Annotated in this window: 13 protein-coding genes; 7 read left to right on the forward strand and 6 right to left on the reverse strand. The window is 70.2% G+C overall.

What is annotated here, in order from left to right; all coding sequences use genetic code 11:
* Positions 1-22: 22 nt before the first annotated feature.
* Both LWF15_RS14510 and LWF15_RS14515 read left to right on the forward strand, forming a co-directional pair.
* A complete protein-coding gene (locus LWF15_RS14510; protein WP_232811323.1) occupies positions 23-454 on the forward strand; it encodes a hypothetical protein in 432 nt (143 codons plus the stop codon).
* An 80-nt stretch (positions 455-534) separates the two neighbouring features.
* Positions 535-816 carry a DUF4287 domain-containing protein gene (locus LWF15_RS14515; protein ID WP_232811324.1) on the forward strand — a complete coding sequence of 94 codons (282 nt, stop codon included), beginning with the start codon at positions 535-537 and terminating at the stop codon, positions 814-816.
* Between the two features lie 199 nt (positions 817-1015).
* Here the strand turns inward: LWF15_RS14515 and LWF15_RS14520 are convergent, their stop codons facing one another.
* Positions 1016-1939, reverse strand: a complete 924-nt coding sequence (locus LWF15_RS14520; protein ID WP_232811325.1) for an SRPBCC family protein — start codon at positions 1937-1939, stop codon at positions 1016-1018.
* Positions 1936-2253: an ArsR/SmtB family transcription factor gene (locus LWF15_RS14525; protein ID WP_232811326.1), complete on the reverse strand. Its 318-nt coding sequence runs from the start codon at positions 2251-2253 to the stop codon at positions 1936-1938. Before LWF15_RS14525 ends, LWF15_RS14520 begins: the two co-directional genes overlap by 4 nt.
* A 123-nt stretch (positions 2254-2376) precedes the next feature.
* Here LWF15_RS14525 and LWF15_RS14530 point away from each other — a divergent pair, with 123 nt between their 5' ends.
* Both LWF15_RS14530 and LWF15_RS36370 read left to right on the forward strand, forming a co-directional pair.
* Positions 2377-3021 carry an SRPBCC family protein gene (locus LWF15_RS14530; protein WP_232811327.1) on the forward strand — a complete coding sequence of 215 codons (645 nt, stop codon included), beginning with the start codon at positions 2377-2379 and terminating at the stop codon, positions 3019-3021.
* Positions 3022-3035: 14 nt separating this feature from the next.
* The gene (locus LWF15_RS36370) at positions 3036-3428 is read left to right on the forward strand and encodes an ArsR/SmtB family transcription factor (RefSeq protein ID WP_269810157.1); all 393 of its coding nucleotides are present in this window, start codon (positions 3036-3038) and stop codon (positions 3426-3428) included.
* A gap of 209 nt (positions 3429-3637) precedes the next feature.
* On the opposite strand, the gene LWF15_RS14540 is transcribed toward LWF15_RS36370, so the two are convergent.
* Positions 3638-5440, reverse strand: coding sequence for an ABC transporter ATP-binding protein (locus tag LWF15_RS14540; RefSeq protein WP_232811328.1), 1803 nt, complete (start codon positions 5438-5440; stop codon positions 3638-3640).
* The gene (locus tag LWF15_RS14545) at positions 5437-7188 is read right to left on the reverse strand and encodes an ABC transporter ATP-binding protein (protein WP_232811329.1); all 1752 of its coding nucleotides are present in this window, start codon (positions 7186-7188) and stop codon (positions 5437-5439) included. Before LWF15_RS14545 ends, LWF15_RS14540 begins: the two co-directional genes overlap by 4 nt.
* A gap of 81 nt (positions 7189-7269) precedes the next feature.
* On the opposite strand from LWF15_RS14545, the gene LWF15_RS14550 reads away from it, so the two are divergent.
* Genes LWF15_RS14550 through guaA form a run of 3 tightly spaced genes read left to right on the forward strand, consistent with a single transcriptional unit; the run spans position 7270 to position 10100 of the window.
* Positions 7270-8106, forward strand: a complete 837-nt coding sequence (locus LWF15_RS14550) for an SURF1 family protein (protein WP_232811330.1) — start codon at positions 7270-7272, stop codon at positions 8104-8106.
* Positions 8076-8486, forward strand: a complete 411-nt coding sequence (locus tag LWF15_RS14555; protein WP_232811331.1) for a DUF3817 domain-containing protein — start codon at positions 8076-8078, stop codon at positions 8484-8486. Before LWF15_RS14550 ends, LWF15_RS14555 begins: the two co-directional genes overlap by 31 nt.
* Positions 8487-8507: 21 nt before the next feature.
* On the forward strand, positions 8508-10100 hold the full coding sequence (guaA, locus tag LWF15_RS14560) for a glutamine-hydrolyzing GMP synthase (protein WP_232811332.1): 1593 nt from the start codon (positions 8508-8510) through the stop codon (positions 10098-10100).
* 135 nt (positions 10101-10235) lie between these two features.
* Here the strand turns inward: guaA and LWF15_RS14565 are convergent, their stop codons facing one another.
* Complete coding sequence (locus LWF15_RS14565; protein WP_232811333.1) at positions 10236-11099, reverse strand: NAD-dependent epimerase/dehydratase family protein; 864 nt, start codon at positions 11097-11099, stop codon at positions 10236-10238.
* Positions 11100-11198: 99 nt separating this feature from the next.
* Positions 11199-11996, reverse strand: coding sequence for a nucleotidyltransferase family protein (locus LWF15_RS14570; RefSeq protein ID WP_232811334.1), 798 nt, complete (start codon positions 11994-11996; stop codon positions 11199-11201).
* Between the last annotated feature and the right edge of the window lie 12 nt (positions 11997-12008).

Raw genomic sequence — 12008 nt, forward strand, 5'->3', positions numbered from 1 at the left:
TCTGTCCGAATAGCGTCTTCGGATGAAGACGGCCAAGACCCAGCCCCTGCCGAGCGGTCCGAACAGCCCCGGCAGTGCGCGCGGCACCCGCCGACGCCAGTGGCCCCTGATGATCGGCACGGCGGTGGTCGTGGTGCTGTTCATCCTTGGGTGCCGATGGATGGTGGGGGACAGCCTGGCGGTGTTCGAGAAGGTGGCTCGGCAGGATTGTCAGGACGATGGGTACTGCGTGAGCTGGGTGAGCTACCCCGAGCTGCTCGTGGCCGGAGGGAGGCAGGAGGTGCACGTCTATCAGGCCGGGCATGCGGGTGACCGCTTCTACGTGGCACCGGACCCGTTCCAGGGCGACCTGTCGGGGGTTTCGGTCACGATGGACGAGGAGGGCGTGAGCATCACCGACGGCAGCGTCACCCTCAGCTGGAGCGCTCAGACATTGGAGCGGCTGGGCGACTGACCGATGAATCCAGGGGGTGAGCGCTGTCTGTATGAGGAGAAGCGCGGGCATCCAGTGGCGCACCGAGAACGAGGAGTCTCATGTCCTTCCAGGCCTACATCGACGCGGTCGAGACCAAGTCCGGCATGATCCCGTCCGCCCTGCTCGAGGTCGCCCGGCAGCGCGGGTTCAATGAGACCAGCAAGGCCGGGGACGTGGCCGCCTGGCTGAAAGACGACTACGGCATCGGGCGGGGGCACGCCATGGCGTTCTTCCACGTGCTGAAGAACGGTCCCGAGATCGGCGATAAGCATGTGGGCAGCGAGGGGGTTCACCGGGACGAGTCCGCGGTGCTGAGGCTGGACGGAAAAGCCAACCGCTGAAGTCGCTCCCGGGGGAGCGGCCGCTGGGCTGACCGCGAGGCAAGATGGCCAGTTGGGTTGGCCCCGTGGGCTGCCGACGTGGGCTGCCGACGTGGTCAGCCAACTGGGGGTGCGGCCGCGCCGTGGGCGAGGTGGTGGGTGAGGGCCGTCAGCGGCGCCTGCGAGCTGGGCCCGTGAGTTGGGCCTGTGAGCTGGGCAGTCAGCCCAGAGCGGCGGCCGCCCGGGCCAGCCCGGCTACCGCTTCGGTGCCCCAGACCACGAGTGCGGTCTGTAGTTCGTCCTTGCCTGAGCCGGTCACCTCCAGGAACAGTCTTGCTCCCTGGCCGGTGCCCGCGCCGAGGCGGCCGGACCCGGCGCGACCTGGTACTCCGTCGGGCACTTCGAAGGTGAACGCGCGCGGTGCGTCCACGGTGGTGAGCCGGCCGAGGGTGGTCTGGTCTGGCTGCTTGGTCCGGAACTCGCTGTCGCCCGGGGGGATGGTGCTGCTGACTGCCTGAGAGGCGTTGCTGTTTGCCGGAAAGGAGCTACCGGGAGGGGGGAAGGTGTGGCCGGCTGCCGGAACTTCATTGCCGAACAACAGGTTCCAGGCCGTGTCGGCGTCGCAGCTGAGCTGGCGTTCGTAGCGGATCGTCCATTCTTGCCCGGCCCAGGTGATCTCGGGTTGGTCGAGGCCGAACCGGAGTACCAGCTCCTCGTGGCGCGCGGTGGCCTTCCGTCCTTGCGGTGCGGGGGCGGCCTCGTTCAGCAGGGCGTTCAGGCACTGCTCCCAGCCTGTGGCGAAGCTGGCGGCGCCGGACCGGTCGTCGAATCGGTGGGTCAGGGTGAAGAGGGTGCCGTCGCCGTCCGGGGCCAGGGTGAACTCGAGCTGGTCGCTGTCCCAGGTGAAGATCAGGCGGCGGGGCGGGTCGGACTCCAGCACCAGGCCTGTCATGGGGTCCGGGCCGTTCGGGTCGAACACCACTTTGCCTGCGGCCAGGTCGAACTCGACCTCGCTGGGGAACCAGTGGGTCAGGCTGGCCGACTCGGTCACGGCGCGCCAGACCCGCTCGACCGGATGAGGGTAGTGGCGCTCCAGGCGCACGGCCGGGCGGCCCTGATCGTTCAGGAAGCTGGGGTCGGTCATCGTTCCTCCTCTTCGCGCAGGGTGTCGAGCTGCTCGCCCAGCCGGTCGAGGCTGTCGTGCCACATCCAGCGGTACGGCTCGAGCCAGTTCGCCACCTCGGCGAACGGTTCCGGACGCAGTTCGTACCAACGGCGCTGGGCCTCGGCGCGCACGCTGACGAACCCGCTCTCGCGGAGCACCCGCAGGTGCTTGGACATGATCGGCTGGCTGACTCCGAGGGTCTCGGCCAGTTCCCCCACCGAACTCGGCCCCCGGCGCAGGTGGTCGAGGATCTCGCGGCGGACCGGAAGGGCCAGGATCTCGAAGACCGTCATCACTTCAGGAAAGTACTTCCGACGGTATATGCCGTCAAGGGAATGTACCAAGGTGCTTGCCAGGGGACGGAGACTTCATATACTTCCACTTATATAAGTCGCCACTTATCAAGGAGTAAGCGCGTGGACATTGCCGCCGCCGCCGGTCTGGTGGTCCGAGAGGTACGTAACGGCACTCGGGAGGGGGTTCCGACCAAGGTCTCGGTGGCCCGCCGTACCTATGCCACCGATCGAGCCGACCTCTGGGACGTGCTGACCAACGCCGAGCGCATCCCGCGCTGGTTCCTTCCGGTCAGCGGGGATCTGAAGGTGGGCGGTCACTACCAGCTGGAGGGGAATGCCGGGGGCACGGTCGAGCGCTGCGAGGCGCCCGAGTTCTTCGCTCTCACCTGGGAATTCGGCGAGATGACGTCGTGGGTCAGGGTGCGCCTGGCCGAGGCGCCGGAGGGGGCGACACTCGAGCTGGAGCATGAGGCGGTCGTGCCCCAGGAGCTCTGGGACCAGTTCGGTCCGGGTGCCACGGGGGTCGGCTGGGACGGGGCGCTCTACGGTCTCGGCGCATATCTCGACACGGGCGCTTCGATGGATCCGGCCGAAGCGGCGCTCTGGGGAACCACGCCGGAGGGCAAGACCTTCATGCGCCTGTGTGCCGATGGCTGGGCCGAGGCGGCGATTGCGTCCGGGGACGCGCCGGAGGCGGCCAGGGCCGCGGCCGATCGCACGTTCGGCTTCTACACCGGTACTTCCGAGGACAGTTCGGAAAGCTGACAGGATCGCCGGTCATGGAGCGCGTGTTCGAAGCCCTGGGCGACCCGTTGCGGCGGCACCTCTTGGAGCTGTTGTCGGCGGGGGAGCAGCCCGTGGGTGCGCTGGTGACGGCGGTCCGGGCGCGGACCGCCGTCACCCAGCCGGCCGTGTCGCACCACCTGAAGGTGCTGCTGGCGGCGGGGCTGGTGAAGGTGCGGGCGGAGGGTCAGCGGCGCTTGTACGCGATCGACGACGAGGGGGTGGCGGCGGCGCGCAACTGGCTGGAGGCGCTGCGCAACCCGGTCGAGGCGCTGGTGCAGCCGCTGGATGCCCTGGCCACCGAGATCGCGCGGGGGCAGCGGGAGCGGCGCAAAGGTCTGGCTGAAAAAGAACAAGGGCAAACAAAGGACGATCGTCAGGCTGGGTGATCGTGAGGCTGGGTCGTGAGGATCTCAGGCCGTAAGAGCACCGGCGCGGCCGCCGGGTCGAGGAATTCCGAGGTGGTTTTCGTGATGGCGCTCAGCCTCAGCCCGCGGTTGCCCTGTGGCGAGGTGTACACGCGGTACCAGGTGTACACCTCGCCGACCAGGCCCTGCCCTGGCGCCGGTCCCGGTCCCGACCCTGCCCGGGCCGATGATTACGAAGTCGGGTCTTCCGGGTCCTGGTCCTGCCACGAGCGCCAGAGTGCCGCGTAGGAACCGTTCTGCTGCAGCAGTTCGTGGTGGGTGCCGAGTTCGCTGATCCGGCCGTTCTCCACCACGGCCACCCGGTCGGCATCGTGGGCGGTGTGCAGGCGGTGCGCCACCGCCACCACGGTCCGGCCGGTCAGTACCGCCGACAGCGAGCGCTCCAGATGCCGGGCCGCTCGCGGGTCCAGCAGCGAGGTCGCCTCGTCCAGTACCAGGGTGTGCGGGTCGGACAGGGTCAGGCGGGCCAGGGCAACCTGCTGGGCCTGGCTGGGGGTGAGGGTGTGGCCGCCCGAACCGACCAACGTGGCCAGGCCTTCCGGTAGCTGCGCGACCCAGCCCGAGGCGTCCACTGCGGCGAGGGCTCCCAGCAGTTCGCGGTCCGACGACTCCGGCCGGGCCAGTCGCAGGTTCTCCGCCAGAGTGCCGACGAAGACGTGCTGCTCCTGGGTGACCAGTGCGACCTGTCGGCGTAGCTGGGGCAGGGGGAGGTCGACCAGGTCCAGGGCCGGGCCGCCGCTGCCGCTGGGGCCGGACGAGACGCGGACCGAGCCGGTTCGGGGCGGATGGATGCCGGCCAGAAGTCGGCCCAGGGTGGACTTTCCGGCGCCGCTGGGGCCGACCACGGCTAGGCGCTCGCCGGGGCGCAGAGCCAGTGAGACCTCGTGCAGTACGTCCAGGTCGTCCCGGTAGGCGTAGCGCACGTGGTCGGCCGAGATCGACTGCGGGCCGGGTGGGAGCTGGTCCGCGTCGGCGCGGGCCACTCGGTCGTCCGGGACCTGGCCTACACCGATGATCCGGGCCAGTGAGGCGCCGCCGACCTGCAACTCGTCCATGAACTCGAGGATCAGGTCGACCGGGCCGACCAGCTGCGACACGTACAACGCCACCGTGGTCACCTCGCCGACCTGCGCGTGCCCGTTGGCGATCAGCCAGCCACCCCAGGCCAGTACGGCGGCCACCGGAAGCACGTAACCCACTTCGACGAGCGGGTACCAGACCGAGCGAAGCCACAGGGTGTAGCGCTCGGCCCGGTAGATGCCGGCGATGTCTTTCTCGATCAACTGCTTACGCCGGCTGCCCAACCGCAGGGCGGCGACGGACCTTGCCCCGTCGAGGGTTTCGCTGACCGTGCCGTCGAGCTTCGCGTAGGCGCTCATCTCGCCCAGGTAGCCGTCCCGGGCCCGGCGTAGGTACCAGCGTGTGGAGGGGATGACGAAGAACAGCACAGTGAACGCGCCCAGCGCCACCAGCGGCGAGGTAATCAAGATCGCGGTTGCGGTGACGAGCAGGCCCACCACCCCGACCAGGATGTTGGGCACGGCGTAACGCACGCTGTGGCTGACTGATTCGACGTCGTTGGTGGTGCGTGAGATCAGGTCTCCGCTGCCCGCCCGCTCGACCACCGACAGCGGCAGCCGGGTGACCTCGCGCAGGAACCCTTCCCGCATCTCGGCGAAGACCTGCTCGCCCAGCACCAGCGAACTGCGGTGGGCGTACCAGGCCAGGCCGGCCTGCAGCACGGTGGCGACGGTGAGCAGCAGCACGGCCTGGTTCACCGCCGAGGCAGTCGCCGTGCGGTCGGTGAAGTCCTCGACCAGGGCGCCGAGCAGGGCGGGGCCGGCCAGCCCGGCGATGGCTGCGGCGGCGTGGGCCGCGGCTGAGAAGGTCAGGGCGCCGCGATGACTGCGCAGCAGCCGGAACGTTTCGGCCCGCACCCGGGCGGGTGAGGCGATCGGCAGGGTCTCACTCATCGACTCGCCTCCAGGGCCTCGTCGCCCAGTGCGTCCGAGTCCCGGGCGACCACGTCCCGATACCCAGGCTCCGAGCGCAGGAGGTGCCGGTGCGTGCCCTCCGCCACCACCCGTCCATTGTTCAGAAGCACCACCCGGTCGCAGCGGTCCAGCATCAGAGGGCTGGAAGTGACTACTAGAGTGCTCTTTCCGGCCCGGGCAACCCGCAGCCGTTCGGCGATCCGGGCCTCGGTGTGCGCGTCCACGGCCGAGGTCGGCTCCACCAGGATCAGCACCTGCACCTCCGGTTGCCCAGCCATCAGCACCGCTCGGGCCAGGGCCAGCCGTTGCCGCTGACCGCCCGAGAAGTCCCGCCCCCGTTCACCGACACCTGCCGCAAGTCCTCCCGGCAGTCCGGCCACCACGTCCTCGGCATCACCCACCCGCACCGCCGCCAGCACCTCCGCGTCCGAGTGCTCGCCGCGGGGATCGACCTGTTCGCGCAGAGTGCCGCTGAACAGCCAGGGTTCAGCCTCGCTGAGCAGGATCCGTCGCCGCACCTCGTCGTCGGGCACCTGGCTCAGCGGGACCGAGCCCCAGACCGGTGAGGCACCCTCCGCGGACAACCGGGCGAACCGGTCGGCGATGGCCAGGCCGGTCTCCGGCTGGGCACTGACCACCGCCGTCAGCAGACCCGGGCGGACCCGAAGACCCGACTCCGGGTCCACGAGATCCCCGTGCGCAGACAGCGATACCGGCTCACGGACGTCCTCAAGCACATTGCCCTGAACCAGCACCCCGACCAGCCGCCCGGCTGCCACCTTCGACCGGACCCACATCGACAGCACCTGGGTGGCCGTCTCCAGCGGCAGCCGCAGGAACGCGGTGACGGCGTACACCGTGATCAGCTCGCCCACACTCAGCCGCCCGTCCAGCACCCCCCGCGCCGCCAGCCAGGTGAGCCCGGCCAGGAAGATCCCCGGCAGGAACACGTGCGCGGCCTCGAGCAGGGCCTGCAACCCGGCGACCACCACGCCCGCGCGCCGCACTTCCTGACTGCGCTGCGCGTACCGCGTCGTGAACTGCTCCTCGCCGCCGATACCCCGCAGCACGCGCAGCCCAGCCACGGTGTCCGCGCCCAGGGAGGTCAGTTCTCCTTCTGCCGTGCGCTGCTTCGACTGCCGGGTCTGCAAGGGGCGAACCAGCACGATCGAGCCGGCCACGAGCAACGGCAGGCCGATCACCACGAACAGCCCGATCACCAGGTCGATCCGCAGCAGGTAGACGGTGACCGCCAGGAACGAGACCACCGAGCCGGCGCCGCGGGCCACGATGTCCATCAGGTCGGCGAAACGTGTGGCGTCGGTGCTGACCGCCTGCACCACCTCGCCGGTAGTGGTGCGCGCCGACACGGTCAGCCCCTGCTCGGCGACGTGCCGCCCGACCAGATGCTGCGAGCGCAACGCGGCGAGCAGCCAGTTGGACACCGCGAACCGGTGCCGCAGCGTGCTGGTCAGCGAGGCGCCCACACTCAGCCCGGCCAGCAGCAGGCAGCCGGTGATCAGGGCGTCGCGGTCGTCCCGCACCAGCCCGGCGTCGATCGTGTTGCCCACCACCAGCGGGATCGCGGCCTGCGAGCTCATCCACAGCACACCCAGTAGCACGGCCCCGGCCAGCGTGCGGCGCTGGGCCCGGGCCATCGAGCGGATGTAGGCGACGGCCGAGGAGGTGTCGGGCTCCGGTGGTGACGCATCAGGAAGCGTGATCACGTCAAGTCACGCTACGGAGACGCGGGGTCCCTCCGCACCCCAGTTTCCGGGATGGTCACCCGCCCGCGTTACCGTTGCCGGATGCTGCGTACCGCCCTCAAGCCACGCTGGCTGGCCCTCCTGGTGGTGATGCTGCTGGCCGCCTCGGTGATGGCCAAGCTCGGCGAATGGCAGCTCGACCGGGCCCGCGAGCACGGTGATTCGGCGGAACAGGCGCAGGCGGCGCAACAGTCCACCCAGTCGGTCCCGATCGCTGAGGTGATCCGGCCGAGCGAGATGTTCCAGAGCGAGATGATCAACGCCAAGGTCTCGGTCAGCGGGCACTGGAGCGGTGCGGACCAGTTGCTGGTCGCCGATCGCGAGCTGGACGGGCGCCCGGGCCTGTGGGTGCTGACTCCGCTGATCGCCGAGGACGGCACCACGATCCCGGTGGTGCGCGGCTGGGTCGCCTCCGCCGCTGAGGCCACCGAGCCCGACAGCGACACCGACATCACGATCACCGGTCTGGTCCAGCCCACCGAGCCTCCGGTGGTCCGGCCGCCGGGCGAGACCTCGGGCCTGGCACAGGGGCAGGTCGAGCGGGTGGCCGTGGCCGAGCTCGCCGCGCTCTGGCCGCAGCCGATGATCACCGGGTTCGTGGTGATGGACTCGCAGACCCCGGCCACCGGCCCCGCCCTGACCCAGGTACCGCCCCCGGCCTCGGACGGGAAGCTCGACTGGGGCAACCTGTCCTACGCGATCCAGTGGTGGGCGTTCGCCCTGATCGCGCTGCTGTTCTGGTTCCGCCTGGTCCGCGACGACCACCGCGGGCTGCTGCGCCGCAACCCCGACGAAGAGGACGAGGCCGACGGGCCCGTCACCGACCTGCCCGAGAAAGAGGAATCACCATGGCCGCCGGCCAACGCGCCCAGGCGCTGAGCAACGCGCTGCTGAGATACCGGATCCTGGCCTGGGTCACCGGTGTCTTCCTGCTGCTGCTCACCCTCCACATCGTGCTGCAGGGTTTCCAGGCGCAGGACACCGGTGAGTCGTGGTTCTCGAACGAGGGCATGAGCGCGGTGATCCCCGGCACCGGGCACGCCATTCCGATGATCCACGGCTGGCTCTACCTGATCTACGTGATCGTGGCGGTGGACCTGTGGATGCGCACCCGCCTGCCCGCCCTGGGCACCGTGGGGGTGGTCCTGGCCGGGACCATTCCGGTGATGTCGTTCGTGGCCGAGCGCTGGGTGACCGGCCGCGTGCGCCCGATGATCGGCGCCGTGGTGGAGAAGAAGGCCCGATCGGCCTCGGCCTGAATCGGCACTACCCTTGACTGCGTGAGTCAACCCCCTAGTGACCATACGGACCACCGCCCCGTGCTGGTCGTCGACTTCGGCGCGCAGTACGCCCAGCTGATCGCCCGCCGCGTGCGCGAGGCCAACGTCTACTCCGAGATCGTGCCCTCGAGCATGCCGGTGGCCGACATCCTGGCCAAGGACCCGGCCGCGATCGTGCTGTCCGGCGGCCCGAGCAGTGTGTACGAAGAGGGTGCCCCGCAGATCGACCCGGCGCTGTTCGAGGCCGGGGTGCCGGTCCTGGGCATCTGCTACGGCTTCCAGGCGATGGCGCTGAGCCTCGGGGGCGAGGTGGCGCACACCGGCCTGCGGGAGTACGGCGGCACCAAGGTGGCGGTCACCGCCGACGAGAGCACGCTGCTGCACGGCACTCCGGCCGACCAGTCGGTGTGGATGAGCCACGGCGACGCGGTGCACAACGCCCCGCCCGGGTTCAGTGTGCTGGCCGAGTCGTCCGGCGCCCCGGTCGCCGCCTTCGAGGACACCGAGCGCAACTTCTACGGCGTGCAGTGGCACCCCGAGGTCAAGCACTCCACCTTCGGCCAGAAGGTGCTCACCAACTTCCTCTACGAGGGCGCCCAGCTGCCGGGCGACTGGACCACCGGCAACGTCATCGAGGAGCAGGTCGCCCGGATCCGGGCCGAGGTCGGCGACGCGAAGGTGATCTGCGCGCTGTCCGGCGGGGTCGACTCGGCGGTCGCCGCCGCGCTCGTCCAGCGGGCCGTGGGCGACCAGCTGACCTGTGTCTTCGTCGACCACGGGCTGCTGCGGGCGGGTGAGGCCGAGCAGGTCGAGCAGGACTTCGTGGCCTCCACCGGGGTGAAGCTCAAGGTGGTCGACGCGGTCGACCGCTTCGCCACCGCACTGGCCGGGGTGAGCGACCCGGAGACCAAGCGCAAGATCATCGGCCGCGAGTTCATCCGGGTCTTCGAGGACGCGGCCCGCGAGCTGGTCGAAGAGGCGCACGAGTCGGCCGGCGGCGACGTCGAGTTCCTGGTCCAGGGCACGCTCTACCCCGACGTGGTGGAGTCCGGCGGCGGCACCGGCACGGCCAACATCAAGAGCCACCACAACGTCGGCGGGCTGCCCGACGACCTGCAGTTCAAGCTGGTCGAGCCGCTGCGCACGCTGTTCAAGGACGAGGTCCGCGCGGTCGGCGCCCAGCTCGGCCTGCCCGAGGAGATCGTGCAGCGCCAGCCCTTCCCGGGCCCGGGTCTGGCCATCCGGATCATCGGTGAGGTCACCAAGGAGCGGCTGGACACGCTGCGTCAGGCCGACGCCATCGTGCGGGCCGAGCTCACCGCGGCCGGGCTCGACCGCGAGATCTGGCAGTGCCCGGTGGTGCTGCTGGCCGACGTGCGCTCGGTGGGTGTGCAGGGCGACGGCCGTACCTACGGTCACCCGATCGTGCTGCGCCCGGTCTCCTCGGAAGACGCGATGACGGCCGACTGGACGCGCGTGCCCTACGAGCTGCTGGCCAAGATCTCCACGCGGATCACCAACGAGGTGGCCGAGGTGAACCGGGTGGTGCTCGACGTGACGAGCAAGCCCCCGGGCACCATCGAGTGGGAGTAGAAGCCCAACAACAAAGGACGGGTGTCTCGCCTACGTAGGCGAGACACCCGTCCTTTGTTTGAAGGGCTTTTACAACTGAGGACGAGTGTGGGCCTCCCAGCCCGCGTCACCCGTCCGTTGGTGGCTGGCCAGCCGTCAGAACTCGCCGCTCGGCGTGGGCAGGAACGAGCGGGTGATGCCACCGAGCGGCATCGAGGTCATCGGGCCGCCGACCCGTTCGGGGGCGGGCGGGGGCTGCTGGCCGGTACGCGAGCGGCGGCTGGTCTCCGGCGGGATGCTGTCGGCGAAGGCCTCGGCGTCGTCCTGGGGCATGTACCCCAGCGCCCGGGCCGACCCCAGGTCCCACCACGCCCGGGTGTTGGCCGAGATGCCGTACGCGATCACGTGGCCGCGTACCTTGCCGCGCAGACTGGCGTCCATCAGCCGGGCCGCGTCCCCGGGGCTCAGCCAGGTGGACAGCTCACGACGGTTGACCGGCGCGTCCTTACAGGCGCCGATGCGCAGCGAGACGACCTCCAGGCCGAACCGGTCGCTGTACAGCTGACCGAGCGCCTCCAGGGCCACCTTGGCCACGCCGTAGAACGTGTCCGGGCGGGGCCGAACGTCTACGCCCAGGTCGCTGCCGCCGGCTGTGCGCTCCCAGAAGCCGACTGCGTGGCAGCTGCTGGCCAGCACCACGCGCCGGATGCCCCGGCGCAGCGCCGCGTCGAGCACCGCCTGGGTGCCCTGGACGTTGGCCTCGAGAATCTGCGCCAGGGGAGCCTCGTGCGGGATGCCGGCCAGGTGGATCACCGCGCCGCAGCCCACCGTGGCGGCGTCGAGCGCATCGGCGTCGAGCACGTCGATCGAGCTGATGTCGGGGTCGCCGTCCGGGTCCCGGTCGAGCGAGTGCAGTTCCCAGCCCATGGCGGCCAGGCGCGGGCGCACCATCCGGCCGATGGTGCCCGCGGCCCCGGTGATCAGCACCGGTGACTGCGAGGAGGCCGCAAGGGTGGTCACGGTTGGGACAGTAGCCGGGCCTGCCGCGGTTGGCATCCCCCGATCGCGTGTCCGGCCGGTGCTGGAGAGTGACCGCCGCCGTGGGGAAGTCCAGGTAGTTCAGCCCGCAACGGTGACCCTCCGTTCCCGGGATCCGGCCCGGACCTGATGTTTCAGCTTCTCCTCGGGGCCCACGAAGGCCCCGTCCCACACCACCGAGGCGGTGATCTCGCCGATCACCTCGGCGCCCGCACCGACCACGTTCTCGCCCTTAGAGGCATGCAGGTTGGCCTGCAGGTAGTCGGCCGGAGTACCGCAGTCGATCGCAACGTCATCCTCCGGAAGCACCCAGAGGTCGAGCAGACCGTCGGCCAACTGTTGCCGCCAGAGCACCTCGTACAGCCCGGTCGGCTTGGGCTTGAGGTGCTTGATCAGGTGCCAGGGCAGCAGGCAGGCCCCCACGTAGCGGACCGGGCGCCCCTCGGAGGTGGTGAAGTCACGCTTCGTCTCGTCCGGCAGGCAGAGCAGACGGCAGCGCTCGCCGTCCCAGCCCTCCACGAAGCCTCTGAGGCCCCCGGGGAGGTACTGGTCGGCGTTGGTCACCAGGGCGTGCCGCCCGTTCAGCCAGGGCAGGAGGTTGGCCACGCCACCGGCCGTGCCCAGGGCCTCGGCGCCCGGCTCGACCGCCACGGTGGCCCGGCCCTCGCAGTGCTCGCGAATCTGCTCAGCGTGGTGGAAGGCGTTGACCGCCAGGTTGGCCGGCCCCTCCCCGGTGAGCGGACGCAGACGGTTGAGGGCATGGTCGACAAGGGGGACATTTCCTACCGGGCACAGCGGTTTGGGGCGCAGCTCGGTGAGCGGACGTAGGCGCCGGCCCTCCCCCGCCGCGAGAACGATCCCGGCCAGCTGCTCAGCCATGCGTCTGGTTCT

Origin of the sequence: Kineosporia rhizophila (assembly GCF_021277265.1) — a bacterium.
GTDB lineage: Bacteria > Actinomycetota > Actinomycetes > Actinomycetales > Kineosporiaceae > Kineosporia > Kineosporia rhizophila.